Annotated in this window: 17 protein-coding genes; 10 read left to right on the top strand and 7 right to left on the bottom strand. The window is 70.6% G+C overall.

Annotated elements, in window-relative coordinates:
* Positions 1-7: 7 nt before the first annotated feature.
* Both glgA and glgC read left to right on the top strand, forming a co-directional pair.
* Complete coding sequence (gene glgA, locus RNB18_RS23470; protein ID WP_311716075.1) at positions 8-1,174, top strand: glycogen synthase; 1,167 nt, start codon at positions 8-10, stop codon at positions 1,172-1,174.
* 49 nt (positions 1,175-1,223) lie between these two features.
* Positions 1,224-2,444 (top strand): glucose-1-phosphate adenylyltransferase, encoded by a 1,221-nt coding sequence (gene glgC / locus RNB18_RS23465; protein WP_311716074.1) that lies wholly within the window; start codon positions 1,224-1,226, stop codon positions 2,442-2,444.
* Positions 2,445-2,456: 12 nt separating this feature from the next.
* Here the strand turns inward: glgC and RNB18_RS23460 are convergent, their stop codons facing one another.
* Entirely contained in the window at positions 2,457-2,927 is a 471-nt protein-coding gene (locus RNB18_RS23460) for a cupin domain-containing protein (RefSeq protein WP_311716073.1), read from the bottom strand.
* 74 nt (positions 2,928-3,001) lie between these two features.
* Between RNB18_RS23460 and RNB18_RS23455 the strand changes: the two genes are divergently transcribed.
* The 4 genes from RNB18_RS23455 (at position 3,002) to RNB18_RS23440 (ending at position 9,041) form a co-directional block, all read left to right on the top strand.
* Positions 3,002-5,620 (top strand): PA14 domain-containing protein, encoded by a 2,619-nt coding sequence (locus tag RNB18_RS23455; RefSeq protein WP_311716072.1) that lies wholly within the window; start codon positions 3,002-3,004, stop codon positions 5,618-5,620.
* 146 nt (positions 5,621-5,766) lie between these two features.
* The gene (locus RNB18_RS23450) at positions 5,767-7,095 is read left to right on the top strand and encodes a wax ester/triacylglycerol synthase family O-acyltransferase (protein ID WP_311716071.1); all 1,329 of its coding nucleotides are present in this window, start codon (positions 5,767-5,769) and stop codon (positions 7,093-7,095) included.
* Positions 7,096-7,198: 103 nt separating this feature from the next.
* The gene (locus RNB18_RS23445; RefSeq protein WP_311716070.1) at positions 7,199-8,716 is read left to right on the top strand and encodes an SDR family NAD(P)-dependent oxidoreductase; all 1,518 of its coding nucleotides are present in this window, start codon (positions 7,199-7,201) and stop codon (positions 8,714-8,716) included.
* A gap of 94 nt (positions 8,717-8,810) precedes the next feature.
* Positions 8,811-9,041, top strand: a complete 231-nt coding sequence (locus tag RNB18_RS23440) for a hypothetical protein (RefSeq protein ID WP_311716069.1) — start codon at positions 8,811-8,813, stop codon at positions 9,039-9,041.
* A gap of 5 nt (positions 9,042-9,046) precedes the next feature.
* On the opposite strand, the gene RNB18_RS23435 is transcribed toward RNB18_RS23440, so the two are convergent.
* Both RNB18_RS23435 and RNB18_RS23430 read right to left on the bottom strand, forming a co-directional pair.
* A complete protein-coding gene (locus tag RNB18_RS23435; RefSeq protein WP_311716068.1) occupies positions 9,047-9,835 on the bottom strand; it encodes an SDR family oxidoreductase in 789 nt (262 codons plus the stop codon).
* A 25-nt stretch (positions 9,836-9,860) separates the two neighbouring features.
* Positions 9,861-10,256: a hypothetical protein gene (locus RNB18_RS23430; protein WP_311716067.1), complete on the bottom strand. Its 396-nt coding sequence runs from the start codon at positions 10,254-10,256 to the stop codon at positions 9,861-9,863.
* Between the two features lie 479 nt (positions 10,257-10,735).
* Here RNB18_RS23430 and RNB18_RS23425 point away from each other — a divergent pair, with 479 nt between their 5' ends.
* Both RNB18_RS23425 and RNB18_RS23420 read left to right on the top strand, forming a co-directional pair.
* Positions 10,736-10,909 carry a hypothetical protein gene (locus RNB18_RS23425; RefSeq protein WP_107105044.1) on the top strand — a complete coding sequence of 58 codons (174 nt, stop codon included), beginning with the start codon at positions 10,736-10,738 and terminating at the stop codon, positions 10,907-10,909.
* A gap of 51 nt (positions 10,910-10,960) precedes the next feature.
* Positions 10,961-11,443 (top strand): GNAT family N-acetyltransferase, encoded by a 483-nt coding sequence (locus RNB18_RS23420; RefSeq protein WP_311716066.1) that lies wholly within the window; start codon positions 10,961-10,963, stop codon positions 11,441-11,443.
* 10 nt (positions 11,444-11,453) lie between these two features.
* On the opposite strand, the gene RNB18_RS23415 is transcribed toward RNB18_RS23420, so the two are convergent.
* Entirely contained in the window at positions 11,454-12,797 is a 1,344-nt protein-coding gene (locus tag RNB18_RS23415; RefSeq protein WP_311716065.1) for an amidase, read from the bottom strand.
* A 249-nt stretch (positions 12,798-13,046) separates the two neighbouring features.
* Between RNB18_RS23415 and RNB18_RS23410 the strand changes: the two genes are divergently transcribed.
* Positions 13,047-14,867, top strand: coding sequence for a family 20 glycosylhydrolase (locus RNB18_RS23410; RefSeq protein WP_311716064.1), 1,821 nt, complete (start codon positions 13,047-13,049; stop codon positions 14,865-14,867).
* Between the two features lie 9 nt (positions 14,868-14,876).
* Positions 14,877-16,409 carry an alpha-L-fucosidase gene (locus tag RNB18_RS23405; protein ID WP_311716063.1) on the top strand — a complete coding sequence of 511 codons (1,533 nt, stop codon included), beginning with the start codon at positions 14,877-14,879 and terminating at the stop codon, positions 16,407-16,409.
* A 45-nt stretch (positions 16,410-16,454) separates the two neighbouring features.
* Here the strand turns inward: RNB18_RS23405 and RNB18_RS23400 are convergent, their stop codons facing one another.
* The 3 genes from RNB18_RS23400 to RNB18_RS23390 are packed head-to-tail and all read right to left on the bottom strand — an operon-like array spanning position 16,455 to position 19,349.
* Entirely contained in the window at positions 16,455-17,249 is a 795-nt protein-coding gene (locus RNB18_RS23400; RefSeq protein ID WP_311716062.1) for a hypothetical protein, read from the bottom strand.
* Between the two features lie 22 nt (positions 17,250-17,271).
* Positions 17,272-18,297 (bottom strand): alpha/beta hydrolase family protein, encoded by a 1,026-nt coding sequence (locus RNB18_RS23395; RefSeq protein WP_311716061.1) that lies wholly within the window; start codon positions 18,295-18,297, stop codon positions 17,272-17,274.
* Positions 18,298-18,338: 41 nt separating this feature from the next.
* The gene (locus RNB18_RS23390; RefSeq protein WP_311716389.1) at positions 18,339-19,349 is read right to left on the bottom strand and encodes a LacI family DNA-binding transcriptional regulator; all 1,011 of its coding nucleotides are present in this window, start codon (positions 19,347-19,349) and stop codon (positions 18,339-18,341) included.
* Between the last annotated feature and the right edge of the window lie 145 nt (positions 19,350-19,494).

The following is a 19,494-nucleotide window of genomic DNA, read 5'->3' as shown; positions in this document are numbered from 1 at the left end:
GTTCCGGGTGCGTGTGGGCCTGCTGACCCGGGAGTACCCGCCGGACGTGTACGGCGGTGCCGGTGTCCATGTCGAGTTCCTCGCCCGGGAGTTGAGGTCCCTCGTCGACCTGGATGTGCACTGCTGGGGCGAGGTGTCCGCCAAGGAAAGAGCGGCGGGCGTGATCCGGCACCGGCCCTGGTCCGCGCTCGACGCCGCCAACGACGCGCTGCGCACCTTCTCCGTGGACCTCTCCATGGCCGCGGGCCTCGAAGGCCGCGAACTGGTCCACTCGCACACCTGGTACGCCAACCTCGCCGGCCACCTCGGCAAGCTGCTGCACGGCATCCCGCACGTGATGACCGCCCACTCCCTGGAGCCCCTGCGCCCCTGGAAGGCCGAGCAGCTCGGCGGCGGATACGCCCTCTCCAGCTGGGCCGAGCGCACCGCGATCGAGACCGCCGACGCGGTGATCGCCGTGTCGGGAGCCATGCGTGAGGACATCCTCGGCTGCTACCCGGCGCTGGATCCGGCCAAGGTCCACATCGTGCACAACGGCATCGACACCGCCCTGTACCGGCCCGACCACGGCACCGACGTACTGGACCGGATCGGACTGGACCGTGATCGTCCGTTCGTGCTGTTCGTCGGACGCATCACCCGCCAGAAGGGCGTGCCGCATCTGATGCGCGCGGTCCGGGACATCGATCCGGCCGCGCAGGTCGTGCTGTGCGCGGGCGCGCCGGACACCCCCGAGATCGACCGTGAGTTCCGTGAGCTCTTCGAGGAGCTGAGCCGGGTCCGCGAGGGCGTCCACTGGATCCCGCAGATGCTGCCGCGCCCCGAGGTGATCCAGCTCCTGACCCACGCGGCCGTCTTCGTCTGCCCCTCGGTGTACGAACCCCTCGGCATCGTCAACCTGGAGGCGATGGCCTGCGGCACTCCCGTGGTGGCCTCGCGGGTCGGCGGTATCCCCGAGGTCGTGGACGACGGCAGGACCGGGCTGCTCGTCACCGTGGACGACGCGTTCGAGACGTCCCTCGCGCGGGCACTCGACTCCGTGATCGGCGATCCGGCGACGGCACGGCGGATGGGCGAGGCGGGCCGGGAGCGCGCGGTGGGCGAGTTCGGCTGGGACGCGGTCGCTCGGCGCACGGTCCGGCTGTACGAGGAGATCCTCAAACAGGCGTACTAGGCCCCTCGCAAGGGCAGTGATGGGTCAAACCAGGGTGAGGAGAGCGGCCATGCGTCGTGGCGGACCTTCGGTGCTCGGCATCGTACTCGCGGGCGGAGAAGGCAAACGCCTGATGCCCTTGACCACGGACCGCGCCAAACCGGCGGTCACCTTCGGAGGGACGTATCGGCTGGTCGACTTCGTCCTGTCCAACCTCGTCAACGGCGACATCCTGCGCATCTGCGTGCTCACGCAGTACAAGTCGCACTCGCTCGACCGGCACATCACGACCACCTGGCGGATGTCGAGCCTGCTCGGCAACTACATCACGCCGGTGCCGGCCCAGCAGCGCCTCGGACCGCGCTGGTATCTGGGCAGCGCGGACGCGATCCTGCAGTCCCTGAACCTGCTCTACGACGAGCGCCCCGAGTACGTCGCGGTCTTCGGCGCCGACCACGTGTACCGCATGGACCCGCGCCAGATGCTCGCGCAGCACATCGAGTCCGGCGCGGGCGTGACGGTGGCCGGGATCCGTGTCCCACGCTCCGAGTCCCCGTCGTTCGGGGTGATCTCCCCGGGCTCGGACGGCCTCACCGTGGAAGGCTTCCTGGAGAAGCCCGCCGACCCGCCGGGGCTGGCGGACGACCCGGAGAGCGTGTTCGCCTCGATGGGCAACTACATCTTCACCACCAAGGCACTGATCGAGGCGCTCCAGCGGGACTCCGAGGACGAGCACTCCGTCCATGACATGGGCGGCTCGATCCTGCCGCAGCTCACCGAGCGCGGCGAGGCCCAGCTCTACGACTTCAGTGCCAACCACGTCCCCGGCGAGACCACCCGCGACCGCGGCTACTGGCGTGACGTGGGAACCCTGGACGCCTACTACGACGCCCACATGGACCTGATCGCCGAGCGCCCCGCCTTCAACCTCTACAACCGGCAGTGGCCCATCTACACCCACTCCGGCCAGCTCTCCCCGGCCCGCTTCAACTCGGGTGGCATCGCCAGCGAGTCCATCATCAGCGCGGGCTGCCTGATCCGCGGCCAGGTCACCCGCTCCGTGCTCTCGCCCGGTGTGCTGGTCGACCCGGGGGCCGTGGTCCAGGGCTCGGTGCTGCACGACAACGTCAAGATCGGGCGTGGCGCGGTGGTCCGCGGCGCCGTCCTCGACAAGAACGTCGAGGTCCCGCCGGGCGCGACGATCGGCGTGAACCCGGAGCGGGACGCGGAGCTGTACACCGTGTCCAAGGGCGGGGTGATCGCGCTCGGGAAGGGACAGCTGGTGTCCTGAGCGGCGGTCGGCTCAGTCCTGTGGCCGCTGGGCTGTGACGTTCTTCATGATCACTTCACTGGTCCGGCGCAGCTCGTCCGAGGGGCTGATCTGCAGGTACTCGCTGCCCGGCTCGGTGTGGACCGGCACATGTCCCGCGGGGGCGTAGAACGCGTCGCCCTCGTGGTACACCTCGTCGTGGTCCGCGTAGTGGAAGGTGAGTTCGCCCCGGAAAACGTAGCCCCAGTGCGGGCACTGGCAGCGGTCGTCGGGCAGCCCCTTGAGCAGCGGCCGGTGGTCGACGTCCTCGCGGAACGTCAGGAAGTCGACCGTGTACTCGCCGAACACCTCGGAGCGGTCGACGACCGACCCGTAGTCGCCGCCCTGGGTGGCCGTGTCGCGGGAGACCTTCGGCATCTCCATCGCCTTCTTCCGGCAGGGGAGGGTCCTTCTGCCATTGTCCGCGTGCGGGGCGTCGACGGCATGCGCGGGCAGACTTGTCATGTCCCTGGACGGAAGCCGGAATCCATGTTGTCATGCCAATTCCTGCCCATGACAACGTTGTTATGGAGGCTTCCGTGCACAGCAGGCACATCACCCGTCTCAGAGCCCGGCTGGCGTTACTGTTCGCCGCCCTCCTCGGCCTCGCCGGTCTGACCGCGGCCCCCGCCCTGGCCGACGATCCCGTCGAGGCCCGCGGCCTCAAGGGCGAGTACTACACGCAGTCAGCCCCCGGCGCCTTCGACTTCCACGAGCTCAAGGCGACCACCTTCGACCCGAACCTCGACTTCGACAACCTGGAGCCCCGGCTGGCCGCCGCGACCGGCCGTTCGGACGACGTCAGCGTCCGCTGGACCGGCAGGCTGGTGCCGACGGCCTCCGGACCGCACACCTTCTCGGTCATCGGCGACAACGGCTTCCGCCTCTGGATCGGCGGACAGCTCCTCATCGACCACTGGGTCGACGACTGGGACCGCGAACAGACCGCGCAGCCCGTCGAGTTGACCGCCGGAGAGTCCTACGACATCAAGGTCGAGTACTTCGAGCACTACGGCGGCTCCAACCTCCACCTGCGCTGGGTCCAGCCCGGCGGGACCAAGCAGGCCGTTCCGCAGTCGGCGTTCCGGCTGCCCGAGGGCTACGACTACGACGGCCCGGTCGCGACGACCGTGCTCGGCACCGGCCGCACCCTGAAGCTCGACTTCGCCCAGCCCCTCGCCGCACCTCCGGCCGCACTCACCGACCACCTCCAGGCCGTGATCGGCGGCGCCAAGTGGCCCCTGGGCACGGCGAAACGGGACCCAGCAGACCCCCGTGTCCTGCTCGTCACCCTCGCCGAACCCGTCGTGGGCAACAGGACCGGCACCGCGCGCGGCACCGCCGACCTCCGCTACGACGGCGAAGGCGGGCTCACCAGTGCTGATGGCAACGTTGTCGGCGCGTTCTGGAGCAGCGGGCCCAATCGCTCGACGTACGAACTGCGCACGAAGTGGGCCGACGAGGTGGAGCCGGACAACGCCCATCCCGAGTACCCGCGGCCGCAGTTGACCCGCGACGCGTGGCGGAGCCTCAACGGCCGCTGGCAGTTCGCCGCCGCGGAGGCAGGTGAACAGCCGCCGGTGGGCAGGAACCTGGCCGAGCGCATCCTCGTCCCGTACCCCGTGGAGTCACAGCTCTCCGGCCTGGAACGGCACGAGGACCGCATGTGGTACCGCCGCACCTTCACCGTCCCGGCCGACTGGCGCATCGGCTCCGGCAAGCGCCTCCAGCTCAACTTCGGGGCGGTCGACTGGCGGTCCGAGGTGTACGTCAACGGGACCAGGGTCGCCGAACACGCCGGCGGCTACGACAAGTTCAGCGCCGACATCACCGACGCGCTGAAGCCCGGCCGCACCCAGGAACTGATCGTCGGCGTGTACGACCCCACCGATGCGGCCGACGGCGAGAACCCGCCCCTCGGCAAGCAGCGTCTCGACCCGAGCGGCATCTGGTACACCCCGTCCTCCGGGATCTGGCAGACCGTCTGGATGGAACCGGTCGCCCGCGACCACGTCGGCTCCCTCAAACTGACCCCCGACGTCTCCGCCGACCGGCTGACGGTCGAGGCACAGGGTGTCCGGGACGGCGTACCGATCACGGCGACGGCGTACGAAGGAAAGCGGAAGGTCGCGACGGCCCGCGGGCGCACCGGCGGACTGCTCACCCTGACCATCGCGAACCCGCGCCTGTGGTCGCCCGACGATCCGTTCCTCTACGGCCTGAAGGTGACCGTCGGCGCCGACCGCGTCGGCAGCTACTTCGGGATGCGCTCCATCGCCGTCGAGAACGTCAACGGCACCCCGCGCACGGTCCTCAACGGCGAGCCCGTCTTCATGATGGCCACCCTCGACCAGGGTTTCTGGCCCGACGGCCTGCACACCGCGCCCACCGACGAAGCCCTGGCCTACGACCTGAAGGTGCACAAGAAGCTCGGCTTCAACGCCGTCCGCAAGCACATCAAGGTCGAGCCCGACCGCTGGTTCTACTGGGCCGACCGGCTGGGCCTGATGGTGTGGCAGGACATGCCCGCGATGACCGCGGGGGTGAATCCGGGTCCCGCCGCCCGCGCCGAGTACGAGCGCGAGATGAAGCAGATGATCGACGAGCACATCAGCAGTCCGTCGGTCGTCATGTGGGTGACCTTCAACGAGGGCTGGGGGCAGTACGACATCGGCCGGATCGCCGAGCAGGCCAAGGCCTGGGACCCGACCCGGCTGGTCAACAACCAGTCGGGTCTCAACCTCGGCGCCGACGGCAACGCCGGCGACATCATGGACGAGCACGGCTATCCCAGTCCCGCCCTGCCACCTCACCCGGACGGCGGACGCGCCCTGGTCAGCGGTGAGTACGGCGGCCTGGGCCTCGCTGTTCCCGGGCACGCATGGTCCGTCCAGCAGTCGTACGTCGACGTCGATCCGGCGACCTACACCGACGACTATCTGGCCAAGCTCGACGAGGTGCGGGCCCTGGCCTGCCGGGGCGGCAACGGGGCTGTCTACACCCAGATCTCGGACGTCGAGGGTGAGCTGAACGGGCTGCTCACCTACGACCGCAAGGTCCTCAAACCGGACGTCGAGCGGGTCAGGGCCGCGCACCGTGCCCTGATCCGGGACGCGTCCCGGGCGATTCCGGCAGGGTGTGCGGCAACCGACGGATGATTACATTCGCCCCATGTGTCCCGCCCCTTTCAACTGGGGGCGGGACTTAATCTGTTGTTAACTGTGCGTAGCTTGATCGTACTTGACCGTAATCGCCGTAGGGCGATTGACTGCTGGCCCACCCGTTGTCGACGCGAGGCAAGCCATTGACTTCTGACCTGCTCGCCCCTCTCGACCTGGCGTTCTGGAACATGGAATCCGCCGAGCATCCGATGCACCTGGGAGCGCTCGGCGTCTTCGCGGCACACTCGCCCACCGCCGGCGCGCACGCGGCCGATCTGCTCGCGGGCCGGGCCGCCGCCGTGCCCGGCCTCAGGATGCGGATCCGGGACGTGTGGCCGCTCGGTTTCCCGTACGCCTTCGGGGGAGCCGCCCGCGTGCCCGACCCGGACTTCGACCCGCTCCGCCACGTCCTGCTGCACGCGCCGACCGCGGACTTCCACACCGAGGCCGGCCGGCTCATGCAGCGGCCGCTCGACCGCGAACGGCCGCCATGGGAAGCGCATGTGCTGCCGGGGGACGACGGTGTCTCCTTCGCCGTGCTCTTCAAGTTCCACCACGCCCTGGCCGACGGACTGCGGGCCCTGACGCTCGCCGCCGCCGTCCTGGACCCGATGGACCTGCCCGTGCGCAAACCGCGCCCGGCGGAGCCCGCAAAGCCCTTGCTCCCGGACGTGCGCAAGCTGCCCGGGCTCGTCCGGTCCGCCGTCTCCGACCTGGGCCGCGCCCTGGACATCGGCGCATCCGTCGCCCTGTCCTGCGTGGGCGTGAGCTCCTCGGCCGCCCTCGTCTCCGAGCCGAGCGGCACCCGCCGCACCGCCGGAGTCGTCGTCGACCTCGACGACGTGCACCGGGTCCGCAAGACCCGGGGCGGCACCGTCAACGACGTCCTGATCGCCGTCGTCGCGGGCGCGCTGCGCCGCTGGCTGGACGAGCGGGGGGACGGCAGTGCGGGCGTGGCGCCCCGCGCCCTGATCCCCGTCTCCAAGCGCCGTCCGCGCACCGCGCACCCGCAGGGCAACCGGCTCTCCGGGTACCTGATGCGGCTTCCGGTCGGCGACCCCGACCCGCTGGGCCGCCTGGACACGGTCCGCACGGCCATGGACCGCAACAAGGACGCCGGCTCCAACCGCGGCGCGGGCGCTGTCGCCCTGCTCGCCGACCACGTCCCGGCCCTCGGCCACCGCCTCGGCGGGCCGCTGGCCGGTCAGGGCGCCCGGCTCTGGTTCGACATCCTCGTCACCAGCGTCCCGTTGCCCGGCATCGGCCTGAAGCTCGGCGGCAACCTGGTCACCGAGGTCTATCCCTTCGCCCCGCTCGCCCGCGGCCAGTCCCTCGCGGTCGCGATCTCGACGTACCGGGGACAGGTCCACTACGGCCTCGTGGCGGACGCCGAAGCCGTGCCTGACCTGGACGTCCTCGCCCGGGCGCTGTCCGAGGAGGTGAAGGAACTGCTGGCTGCCTGCGGTTCTTGATCGTTCCGGATTGCGGGTCGGGCCCGGCGCTGAAGTAAAATTCCGCGTTCGACAAGCGGACGCGCCCACGCGCCGCTCGGGTGACCAGGGAAACGGCAGCGCGATGACGGTGACAGAGGACGGGTCGGCGACCATGGACGAGGTCGTGCGCGGGCCCGGTGACGAGGTCGTGCACGGCCCCGGCATCGACCCGGAGCGGCTGGCCGTCTGCCTCAGCGTGCTCGACGAGCTCGACAAGCTGGAGGTCGACCACCCCGACGCGATCGCCGTGCGCCGGGCCACCGCCGGGGTCTACCGCACCGTGAAGCAGCGCCGCCGGCAGGAGCGCCGGGCCGCCAAGACCGCCCACGACAAGGCGGTCACAGAGGCCACGGCGACCGGCTCCGCCCAGCGCATCGACGACGAGACCGAGGGCATCCTGCCGTCGTCGGTCACCGAGGAGGGCCGGATCGCGGGGATACTCCAGCGCCCGCGCTCCTGCTACACCTGCAAGAGCCGGTACGTCGAGGTCGACTACTTCTACCACCAGCTCTGTCCGGACTGCGCCGCCCTGAACCGCGCCAAGCGCGACGTCCGCGCCGACCTCACCGGCAAGCGCGCCCTGCTCACCGGCGGCCGCGCCAAGATCGGCATGTACATCGCGCTGAGGCTGCTGCGCGACGGCGCGCACACCACCATCACCACGCGCTTCCCGAAGGACGCCATCCGCCGTTTCAAGGCCATGGACGACTCGGCGGACTGGATCCACCGCTTGGAGGTCGTCGGCATCGACCTGCGGGACCCGGCGCAGGCCGTGGCCCTCGCCGAGCAGGTCACCGAGGCGGGCCCGCTCGACATCCTCGTCAACAACGCGACGCAGACCGTACGACGGCTGCCCTCCGCCTACGCCGCCCTGGTCGACGGCGAGAGCGCCCCGCTGCCCGCCGGTGAGCTCCCCGCCCACCACGTCATCGGTGCCTTCGGCTCCGGCGCGGTCGACGGACTCGCCTCCCTGCCCGCCGGGATCTCCGGCCTCGACGCGCAGCAGATCGCCGACCTCGCCCTGGTCGCGGGCAATGCCAGCGTGGCCCGGCACCTGGACGGCACCGCCATCGACGCGGGGGGCCTCGTCCCCGACGTCGTCGACAGCAACACCTGGGTCCAGACGATCGAGCAGATCTCCCCGGTGGAGCTGCTCGAAACCCAGCTGTGCAACTACACGGCACCGTTCATCCTGATCAGCGCGCTGCGCCCGGCCATGGCCGACGCCGCGAAGAAGGCCGGGAGCGGACGCGCCTACGTGGTGAACGTCTCGGCGATGGAGGGTGTCTTCGGCCGCGGTTACAAGGGCGCGGGCCACCCCAACACCAACGCCGCCAAGGCCGCGATGAACATGGTCACGCGAACCAGCGCCCAGGAGATGTTCCAGACCGACGGCATCCTCATGACCTCGGTCGACACCGGCTGGATCACCGATGAGCGCCCCCACTACGACAAGCTCCGTCTCGCCGAGGAGGGCTTCCACGCCCCCCTCGACCTGGTCGACGGCGCGGCCCGCGTCTACGACCCGATCGTGCGCGGCGAGGACGGCGAGGACGTGTACGGGGTCTTCCTGAAGGACTACGCGCCCGGCAAGTGGTGAGCCCGCGGCCGTGACGGTCGGCCGGCGGCCCTGACGTGTGGGCCGTCGCCGACGGGGAACCCGGAAGCCGGAAGGTTCCCTGCGAGGAGTTGTCATGGCACGTCCACACAGCATCGATCCGCGCGCCTTCAACGATCCGCGCAACCACTACCCGACGGACGAGGAGTTCTACGCGAGCGACCGTCCGGTCCAGCACGAGCTCCCGGAGGACCGGCCCCGTGGGGGTGCCTCCGATCCGATCAGGCACCCCTGGAGCTGGGGCATGATCGCGTTCGTCGTCTTCGCGTGTCTGATCGTCCTCATGGGCATCGCGCTGTTCCCGTGACGTCGTTATGAGTGCGGCGGCGGGGCATACGACCGCAGCCGGTCATGGACGGCGTACCCGCCCGGGTGCGCCGCCTGCACCCGTGTGCCCCCGTCCACCAGCAGATCCGCCCCGGTGATCCACTCGGCTGCGTCGGACGCGAGCCACACCACGGCCCGCGCGATGTCCTCGGGCTCGCCGATGCGCCCCAACGGCAGGTCGACGGGGCCCTTCTCCCACACGAACCGCGCCATCTCCGTCCGGACGAGACCGGGAGAGACGGAGTTGACCCGCACCCGGGGAGCCAGCTCGCCCGCCAGCTGCCGGGTGAGATGGAGCAGTGCCGCCTTGCTGGTGCCGTACGCGCCGACGTTCGGCCCCACATGTCCGGCGCCCTCCGTGCAGACGTTGACCACCGACCCGCCGTGCTCCCGCATCCACCCCCGCCACGCCGCCTGCACCAGCCGCAGCGAGGCCTCGACATTGACGGTGAAGGCCTCGCGCCACTCCTGGGGATCCACTTCCATGAGGGGGCCGAACGGCTGATTCGTCGCCGCGTTGTTGACGAGGATGTCGAGGCGGCCGAACTCGCCGAGAGCGAGATCCACGGCCGCCCGTGCGTGCTCCGGGTCCGCGACGCTCCCCGCAAGCCCGATGCCGCCGAGCTGCTCGGCGGTCCGCCGGACCTCTGCCGCGTCCCTGGCCGTCACACACACCCGTGCCCCGGCGTCGGCCAGCTGTCGGGCGACGGCCGCTCCGATGCCGCGCGTGGCCCCGGTGACCAGGGCGGCCCTGCCGTGCAGTCCAGGCGTCATCGCCGTACCGTCTCATGACGGACCGTCAGTCGACAGCCCCGAGACGGGAGTTGCGGGCCGCGACCAGCTCCAGCAGGGTGCGCCAGTCCTCCAGGACACCGGCGTCGAAGACGATGACCCGGCTCTCCTCGTCCGCCTCACGCAGGCGCGACAGGTCGTCGTCGGAGGTCGGGCCTTGATGGCGGACCAGATGGGCGACGCGCTCGCCGAGCAGGGGGCGTACCGCCGCTGCCGCGCGTTCGGCCCGGGCGCTGCTGTCGGCAGGTGACAGCAGCTGCCCGATGTCCCGCACCAGCCCCGCCACCTGGAGTTCCTTGTCGGCGGGGCGGCTGCGGCGCAGCAGGGCGGCGGTCCGCAACGCCTGCTGGTGCCGACAGGCGTACAGCAGATCCATCAGCTCCTCGACACTGCGCAGCTCCATGCGTCAGTCCTCCCGAGCCCACCCGCGGGACAAGCCGTTGTCGCACGTCAGCAGATCATGGGTGGCTTGCGATTCGGCCAACAGGACCTGAACTGCGTGGCTCCGGACCATCGAAGGCGTGCGCGGCCGTGTAGGCCGGTCGGGTGACTCTCAAACCGTGCATGGAGTGACAAACATGCGCAGAACATGGCCGAAAGACCTTAGGTGACTCGTAATGGTTACGCCTTGTTTTCAGCCCCTATCGAGCGGACCCCTGCTCATCTGGTTAATCTGTAGCCGACGGATGGCAGTACGGGGTCCCACCCACACCCACAGTCCGTCCCGGGACAAGCCGGTCACCACGGCCTGCTCTCACCTGAGTTACCGGCGCCACCGCGTCCGAACCCGATCTCGACCCAGACCCGAGCGGACGTCCAGGCACCGACCGTAGGTTGCACAGGTACGTCCCGAGGGTGAGCCCGACACATAAGGAGTGCGCGGTGACACCGGAGAAGACAGATCGCGAACAGCGCCCCAAGGAACGCCCGGAGCGCGCGGGCCGACGGCCCGCAGACATCGGCAGTCTCGACGTGTGGGCGCGCTCCGCCCCCATCCGTCTCGCGGGCTACGAGGACGACCTCGCCGAGCCCCACATCCTGCCCAGCGTGGACTGACCGCAGGACCTTCGCGATCGCCGACGGCATGGGCGTGCGAGACTCACGCCCATGCTGATCAGAGAAGCCGCGGCCGACGACTGGCCGCGGATCTGGCCTTTCTGGCACCGGATCGTGGCCGCGGGCGAGACCTACGCCTGGGACCCCGCCACCCCCGAACAAGCAGCGCGCGCCCTGTGGATGAACCCGGCCAAGCGCGTCTACGTCGTCGAGGACGAGAGCGGCGCCCTCGTCGCCTCGGCCTACGTCACCCCCAACTACGGCGGTCCCGCCGCCCAGATCGCCAACGCCGGCTTCATGGTCGACCCCGACCAGGGCGGACGCGGTTTCGGGCGCGCGCTCGCCGAGCACATCCTGGCCGCCGCCACGGCAGACGGCTACCGGGGGATGGTCTTCAACGCCGTCGTCGAGACCAACCCGGCCGTGCGGCTGTGGACTTCGCTCGGCTTCACGATCCTCGGCACCGTGCCCGACGCCTTCGAACACCCCCGGGACGGGCGGGTCGGACTGCACATCATGTACAAGGCCCTCTAGGGCGCGGTGTTCAGTCGAGCGGCGCCGTCCGCCGCCACGGCTGCCGCCGCTCCAGCTCCTCCGCGACCTCCAGCAGCACCGTCTCCGACCCGGGCCGTGCCACCAGTTGTACGGCTGTCGGGGCGCCCGAGGGCAGAGTGCCGAGCGGGACCGACATCGCCGGCCAGCCGGTGAGGTTCCACGGCGGGGTGAGCGGCGAGTAGTTGGTGTTGACCAGGACGTTGCGCAGCCAGCCCCGCTCGTGCCAGGCCTCGGCCTTGGGAGAGCGGCGGGCCAGCGCCGGAAGCAGCAGGACATCGTGCTCGGCGAAGAACGGCTCCAGGCGCTCGCGCAGCTCCTGCCGGGCCTTGCCCTTCCGCACGGCCTTGACGAAGCGCCGGCCGATCGCCGCGTGCACCCGGGTGCGCCGGGCCAGCAGCCGCGGATCCAGCCCCGCCGCGTCCACCGAGGTGCCCGCCGTCCACGTGGCCAGCGAGGTGAAACTCAGCGAGAGCGGGTACGGCGGGTCGGCGCGCCGCACCTGATGTCCCGCTTTGATCAGCAGTCCGGCCGCTTCCCGGACCGCGTTCGTATACGGCGCGCTGACCGTGACCCCGGCGAGCGGGCTGCGCAGGGACACGGCGACGTCGAGCGTGGCGGGCGCGTCCCGTCGTACGAACTCGGTGCCGGCGATGACCGAAAGCAGCAGACGGGCGTCCTCGACCGTGGTCGCCAGCGGACCGTTTTCGGACATGCCGAACCAGTCGCCGTCGCTGATGCCGGCCGGGACCACCCCCGACCCCGGCTTCAGCGTGACGAGCCCGCAGTTGGCCGCCGGGATGCGCAGGGAACCCATGCCGTCGTTGCCGAGGGCGATCGGGACCAGGCCCGCGGCGACCGCGGCCGCGCTGCCGCCGGACGAGCCGCCCGCCGTACGCGTGGTGTCCCAGGGGTTGCGGGAGGTGCCGTGGACGCCCTCCGTGGTGCCGAAGACGCACAGCTCCGGCACGTTCGTCAGCCCCACGACCACCGCGCCCGCGGCCCGCAACCGGGCCACGACTTCATGGTCGGCCTCGGCGGGGATGTCGGGAGTCGCGGCGGAGCCGACGCGGTTGGTCTCGCCGCGCACGGAGAGGTTGTCCTTGACCGCCACCGGCACCCCGGCCAGCGGCAGTTCGCCGAGGTCGCCCCGGGAGCCCACCTCGTCGGCCTCCGCCAGTGCCGCTTCGGCGCGCACCACCCGGAACGCCCCGATCCGTCCGTCGAGCTTCTCGATCCGGGCGAGGTGCTCGGCCATCACCTCCCGGGGTGTGGCCCGCTTCTCGCGGACGGCGGCGGCGATCTCGGCGGCGGTACGGCCGACCCAGCTGGTCACGTGCGCTCCTCGGGGGCTACTCGCGAGTACGTAGGGAGAACTCTGCCCGGCGGCGGACGTCGCGTCGAGAGCACTCGCGCTTGGACATTCGGACCGGTCTTCTTGGACTTTTCGCGACGGAGGACGCCGGAGACAGGAGCTGACCAGCAGGTCATCCGATCTCTGGCTCAACTCTCAGCTGATTCAGCCCCGTTGACAGCCCTTCTGAGGACCTCAATTATCAGCCATCCGATGAATAGGGAGTCGCTCATGAGGAAACGGCTGGGATTCGCCGCCGTCGTGGCGCTGCTGACGCTGCTCCTGGCGCCCGCTCCGGCGCTCGCGCGCTCGGACCAGGGCCCGCCGGCCACGGTGCCTGCGCTGACCCAATGGACTCCGGAGCCGGGCGCCTACGTCTACCGGCCCGGGGCCCGGCTCGTCGCCGGCGACCCGGCCGAACGCCGGGTGGCCGACACGCTCGCCGGTGATCTGCGGGCGGCGGGCCACGGCTCGGTGCCCGTCGTACGCGGCGCAGCCCGGCCTGGTGACATCGTTGTCGACGTCAAGCCGTTCCGGAGCTCCCTCGGCGCCGAGGGCTACGAACTCCACGCCGGCACAAGCCTGTCGGTCACCGGAGCGACCGAGACCGGCGCCTTCTACGGCACCCGGACCCTCCTCCAGCTCCTCGCGCAGGGCGACCGGATCCCCGCGGGGCGCACGGTCGACGTGCCGCGCTACAAGGAGCGGGGCGTCGGCGTGTGCGCCTGCTACATCCACGTCTCGCTGCCCTGGCTGGAGAACCTCGTCCGCGAGATGGCCTACAACAAGCTCAACCAGCTGCTCGTGGAGCTGAAGGTCAAGAGCGACGCCCACCCCGAGGCCAACACCTGGGGCTACTACACCAAGGACGAGATACGGCAGCTCGTCGCGCTCGGCGACAAGTACCACGTCGAGATCATCCCCGAGATCAACTCCCCGGGGCACATCGACCCGTGGATCGAGAACCGCCCGGACCTCCAGCTGACCGACTCCGACGGCAACAAGCAGCCCTCCCGGCTCGACATCACCCAGCAGGCGGCCTTCGACTACTACACGAGCCTGATGGACGAGTACGCCCAGGTCTTCACGGCGAAGTCCTGGCACATGGGAGCCGACGAGTACATGCTCGGCTCCGACTTCGCGAAGTACCCGCAGATGCTCAGGTACGCCCAGGAGAACTACGGTCCCGGCGCCACCCCGCAGGACGCCTTCGTCGACTTCGTCAACCGCGTCCACGACTACGCGGCGAGCAAGGGCGTGAAGCTGCGGATCTGGAACGACGGACTGACCGGAGCCAACACCGTGCCGGTGAAGGCCGGCACCACGGTCGAGCACTGGCTGAACGTGGCGGTCAAGCCCAGTCAACTCATCGCGCAGGGCTACTCGGTGATGAACGCCTCCTATTCGCTCTACCTCATCCGCGGCGGCTTCCACAGCGACACCGAGTCGCTCTACGACCAGAGTTGGGACCCCCGCAGCTTCGAGGGCGAGCAGCTCACCTCCTCCCGGGGCGTCACCGGCGCGAAGATCAGCCTGTGGCCGGACAACGGACGCGGCGAGACCGAGAACGAGGTCGCCGTCCGGCTCTGGCCCGCGCTGCGTCATGTCGCCCAGGCCACCTGGGGGGATCCGCATCCCGACGCCACGTACGCGGAGTTCGTGGCGCGCGGTGCGGCGGTGGGGCACGCGCCGGGTTGGCGGGACCTGACCCGGGTGCCGGTGGCGGACGGCACCTACACCTTCGGGCGGTCGTTCACGGCTTCCGTGCAGCGCACGGCGGACGGCTATGCGACCCTCCGGTCGGCGGCCGGCTGCCTCGCGATCAGCGGCGGCAAGCTCACGCTCAACGTGCCGCTGCAGCCCGGCGTCGAGGCGACCTGGGACACCTGCGACCCGTCCGGCACCTTGCAGCGCTGGGAGTTGGAGCCCGTGGCGGGCGGCTACCGGCTCGTCAACGCGATCACACAGATGGCGCTCACCGTCACGGACGACGGCCGGATCGTGCAGTACCCGGCCGACCAACGCACCCCCGCCGTCTGGCACTTGAGCTGAGGAGCCCCCATGACCGTCTCCAGACGCCTCTTCGTCACCGCCGCCACCGCACTCGCCGTGACCGGCATCCCCACGATGGCCGTCGCGGCCTCCGACGACCGCTCCTACCGCATCCCCGTCTCCCCGGACGACACCGAGGCCGACCTCGTCCGCAAGGCGTCCCAGGTCAGGCCCGCCGCCCGGCAGGTCGCCTGGCAGAGCCTTGAGCGGACCGCGTTCCTGCACTTCGGCGTGAACACCTTCACCGGCCTGGAGTGGGGCACCGGCGACGAGGACCCGAACGTCTTCCAGCCGACCGGCCTCGACACCGACCAGTGGGCGGCGGCCCTGAAGGACGGCGGCTTCAGGCTCGCCATCCTCACCGTCAAGCACCACGACGGCTTCGTCCTCCATCCCTCCCGCTACACCGAGCACTCGGTGGCATCGAGCAGTTGGCGCGACGGTCGGGGCGATGTGCTGCGTTCCTTCGCCGACTCCATGCGCCGCCACGGCCTCAAGGTCGGCGTCTACATCTCACCCGCCGACGAGAACCAGTACCTGCACGGCGTGTACGCCAACGGCAGCGCCCGCTCCCCGCGCACGATCCCGACCCTCGTGGCGGACGACGACCGTACGCCGGACCGCTTCCACACCCTGGACGCCACCGACTACGGCGCCCACATGCTCAACACGCTGTACGAGGTGCTCACCGAGTACGGGCCCGTCGACGAGGTGTGGTTCGACGGCGCGCAGGGGCACATCCCGCCCGAAAAGGTGGAGAGCTACGACTGGGACAGCTGGTACACCCTGGTGCGGACCCTCGCCCCGGACGCGGCGATCGCCGTCACCGGCCCCGACCTGCGCTGGGTCGGCAACGAGAGCGGCATCGCGCGCGAGGACGAGTGGAGCGTCATCCCGGTCAAGGAGAACCAGTACGGCCGCACCGACTGGGCCATGTCCTACGACACCCCCGACGAGGGCAGCCGCGCCGCCCTGGTGAAGGCGCAGCCCGCGACGGACTACCTCCAGTGGTGGCCCGCCGAGTGTGACGTCTCGATCCGCGACGGCTGGTTCTACCACGCCGACCAACAGCCCAAGTCCGTGGACTATCTGACGGAGATCTACTTCGGGTCGGTGGGGCGCAACGCGGTGCTGCTGCTCAATGTCCCACCGGACACCGAGGGCCTGCTGCACGGCACGGACGTCGTGCGGCTGCGGGAGTTCAGGGAACGGATCGATCGGGAGCTGCCACAGGACCTGGCCGCCCGTGGTCGCACCACGTCGGCACCGGGCCGCGTCACCGTCGACCTCGGCACGGAGCACGAGGTCGACCGCATCCGCCTCGCCGAGGACATCCGGCACGGCCAGCAGGTGGAGAGCTTCGTCGTCGAGGCGCTCCGCGACGGCACCTGGACGGAGGTCACGGGCGCCGGAACCATCGGCGCGAGCCGCATCCTGCTGCTGCCGGCCCCGGTACGGGCCCGGAGGTGGCGGGTGCGGGTGACACAAGCTCGAAGTGCCGTACACATCGCGGAGTTCGGGCTGTATCGGTCCGAGGTCTGAGGGAGCGAGTGGCCACCGGGGTGTCGGCGCCCTGGTGGCCACCCTTCACGGCAGCCGCCAGTCGAAGGGCATCAGGTCGCGTTCCCAGCCGGCCGTCCGGGCCAGTGCGTCGGCGGCTCGGGGAACTCGCAGCAGACACCGGTGGCGCAGCAGTTCGCGGCGCTCGCCCGGGGTCAGCAACCGCTCCTCCGGGCCGAGGTTCGCGGGGTGGTCCGGGTCGAGGTCCGGACGGCCGTCGATCCGGTCGTGCCCCGCGACGTTGAGCCGGTCACCGTCCGGCGTCCGGTAGTCGAGCCGGAAGTCCGTGCGCCACTGGGAGTTGTGGCCCCAGCCGTGGGACAGGTCGACGGTCGGACGGTGGCGGCGTCGGAACGCCCAGGAGAGCGGCGAGCCGTCGGCGACGCCACGCTGGGCGTGATCGGCTCCGGCACGCACCCTGACTCCGGCCCGGGTGAAGAGGAGTTGGCCGAGCATCAGACCGGGCCATACGACCTCGGTGATCTCGATCGGCGCCCCAGGATCGTCGGCCTGATCGACCTCGACGATCTCGTGGAGGAACGGGTCGAAGGTGCCGCCCTTGAACGGCGTCATCCCGAGCGGGGTGAAGAGGCCGAGGTAAGCGCGCTCCTCGTGAAGCAACAGGTCGCCGACCCGGCTCAGGGCGTACAACTCCCAGAGGACGGCCTGGCCTTCGGGAGCCGTCCACCAGGGCCTGTGCTCGGCGGCCGTGGCGAGCCGGTCCCGGTAACCGCCGTGGTCCCGACCGAGCCATGACGCGTTGGTCCCGTTCCCCTCGGCCAGGCTCTCGTACAGCTCGCGCGCACCCACACCGACGTCCATGCGGGCAGCCTAGGCGGGGACGTCAGCGCAGGTGCTTGTCGAAGAACGCCATGGTGGTGTCCATCGAGCGCGCCCACTGGGAGTAGAAGGTGTGCCCCTCGCCCCGGTACGTGCGCAGCTCGACGTCCTTGCCCGCCTTCTCGAACGCGGTCACCGTCTGGTGGGACCAGCGGATGGGGCAGGTCGTGTCGGTGGTGCCGTGGTGGATCAGGAGGGGTTCGGTGACGCGGTCGACGTAGGTGAGGGGGGAGATCTCGCGCCAGAAGCGGGGGTTGGTCTCGGGGGTGCCGTGCTCGGACTCGATCTCGGCCACCAGCGGGTCGCCCTCAGGGCGTTGGAACTGGTCGATGTTCTCCTCGGGGCGCCCGCTGACCGGCGCGTAGGCGACCGCGGCGTCGAACAGGCCCGGGGCCACCACCAGCGTGTTGTAGACGACACCGCCGCCCATCGAACGGCCGAGCAGGCCGAGGCGGTCGGTGTCGATCTCCGGGCGCCCGGAGGACCGTAGCGCCATCGCCGCGCCGATCACGTCCTCGGTGTAACCGAGGCGGAGGCCCACGTCGTTGTCCGGGTCCTTGTCCGAGCGGGCGTGGTTGCGGTAGTCGGTGTGCAGGACGACGTAGCCGTTGCGGGCGAGGAGGTCCTGCTCGCGGGTGAGGCCACGGCCGGTGGTGTAGATCTCCGGGTCGATGTAGCCGTGCGCCAGCACCAGGGCCGGGAAGGGTCCCTGGCCCGAGGGGATGTTCATCAGGCCCGAGATCGTCAGGCCGTCCGACTCGTACGTCACCTCGTAGCTCGTGTAGGCGGAGGTACGGGTCAGCACCCTGCCCAGTTCGAGACCGGAACCCTTGTGGTCGCGCTGGATCATGGCCGGGATCGAGACGGGGTTCACCGGCGCGGGCGTCGTCGCCGAGGGGCTCGCGGTGCGGGGCGTCGAAGCGGTCGGGCTGCTCGGGCGGCCCGTCTCCTCGGTGTCGCCGGTCGTACAGCCCACCGCGGCCGACAGCGCGAGTGCGGTGGCGACACAGAACGTTCCCCTTGTCCGCATACGGCCATTGTCCCCGCCGGGGCGCTCGCTGTCCCCCCGGTTCAGGTGCCCCGGGCCACCCCCGTGCTGTCCCGCACGATCAGCCGGGGCACCGGTACCCGTACGGTCCGCGCCGGACCGCCGTCCAGCAGCGCGGTCAGTTCCGTGGCCGCCGTACGGCCGAACTCCACGCTGTCCCGGGACAGCGCCGACAGCCACGGCTTGACCATGCGGCACAGCGCCGAGTCCTCCCAGGCCACCACCGACACGTCCCGGGGCACCGAGTGACCCAGTTCGGTCGCGGCGGCGACTCCGGCGAGGGCCATCACGTCGTTGTCGTAGATCAGCGCGGTCGGGGGAGCGGGCGCCTCCAGGACCCTGCGGGTCACGGCGGCGCCGGCGGCGTCCGAGTAGTCGGTGGTCACCGACTTCACCCCGGTCAGTCCGCGCCGCTCGGCCTCCGCCCGCAGGGTGCGGATACGGCGCTCGGTGTGCGCGAGTCCCGGCAGGCCCGCGATGTGCACGATCCGCCGGTGGCCCAGCGCGTACAGCTCGTCCACGACCGCGGCCATCGCGCCCGCGTCGTCGGCCCAGACGGTCGACAGTCCCGGATGGCGCTCGTCGGGGGCTCCGCCGATCACCACACCGGGCAGACCCAGTTCGTCGAGGACTCCGGTGCGCGGGTCGTCGGTGCGCGGGTCGACCACCAGGACACCGTCCACCCGGTGTTCGGCCCACCAGCGCCGGTACACCGCGCACTCGTCCTCGACGTCCTCCACCACCTGGAACAGCAGCCCGAGATGACGCTCCGCCAGCACTTCCTGTATCCCGGAGACGAGCTGGAGGAAGAAGGAGTCGACGCCGAGCGTCTCCGCCGGGCGGGCCAGGACGAAGCCGACCGTGGCGGCGCCCTCGCCGGACAGCGCGCGGGCCGCGGTGCTCGGACGCCAGCCGAGTTCCTCGGCGACCCGGCGTACGCGGTCGCGGGTGTCCTCGGAGACCCCGGGGCGGCCGTTCAGCGCGAAGGAGACCGCGCTCTGGGAGACGCCGGCCTGCCGGGCGATGTCCTTCATCGTGGGCCTGCGGACCGGTGACCGCTTGCCTGACACGCTCTTTCCCCATTCCCCCGGCGGTTCGTCGGGACAGTATGCACTAATGCGGTTCAGCTTCGTCAACCTAATACGCATTAGTCACTAAAGAAATTAGCTGCGCGAGATG

Source organism: Streptomyces doebereineriae (assembly GCF_031845645.1).
Classification (GTDB): domain Bacteria; phylum Actinomycetota; class Actinomycetes; order Streptomycetales; family Streptomycetaceae; genus Streptomyces; species Streptomyces canus.
Note: the sequence above shows the minus strand (reverse complement) of the source record. Positions and strands in the feature narration are given on the sequence as shown.

Coding starts and splice junctions, on each gene's coding strand:
- RNB18_RS23395 (WP_311716061.1), bottom strand. CDS start 18,297: ATGCGGACAAGGGGAACGTTCTGTGTCGCCACCGCACTCGCGCTGTCG.
- RNB18_RS23435 (WP_311716068.1), bottom strand. CDS start 9,835: ATGACGCCTGGACTGCACGGCAGGGCCGCCCTGGTCACCGGGGCCACG.
- RNB18_RS23420 (WP_311716066.1), top strand. CDS start 10,961: ATGCTGATCAGAGAAGCCGCGGCCGACGACTGGCCGCGGATCTGGCCT.
- glgC (WP_311716074.1), top strand. CDS start 1,224: ATGCGTCGTGGCGGACCTTCGGTGCTCGGCATCGTACTCGCGGGCGGA.
- RNB18_RS23445 (WP_311716070.1), top strand. CDS start 7,199: ATGACGGTGACAGAGGACGGGTCGGCGACCATGGACGAGGTCGTGCGC.
- RNB18_RS23405 (WP_311716063.1), top strand. CDS start 14,877: ATGACCGTCTCCAGACGCCTCTTCGTCACCGCCGCCACCGCACTCGCC.
- RNB18_RS23440 (WP_311716069.1), top strand. CDS start 8,811: ATGGCACGTCCACACAGCATCGATCCGCGCGCCTTCAACGATCCGCGC.
- RNB18_RS23460 (WP_311716073.1), bottom strand. CDS start 2,927: ATGACAAGTCTGCCCGCGCATGCCGTCGACGCCCCGCACGCGGACAAT.
- RNB18_RS23390 (WP_311716389.1), bottom strand. CDS start 19,349: ATGAAGGACATCGCCCGGCAGGCCGGCGTCTCCCAGAGCGCGGTCTCC.
- RNB18_RS23410 (WP_311716064.1), top strand. CDS start 13,047: ATGAGGAAACGGCTGGGATTCGCCGCCGTCGTGGCGCTGCTGACGCTG.
- RNB18_RS23430 (WP_311716067.1), bottom strand. CDS start 10,256: ATGGAGCTGCGCAGTGTCGAGGAGCTGATGGATCTGCTGTACGCCTGT.
- RNB18_RS23400 (WP_311716062.1), bottom strand. CDS start 17,249: ATGGACGTCGGTGTGGGTGCGCGCGAGCTGTACGAGAGCCTGGCCGAG.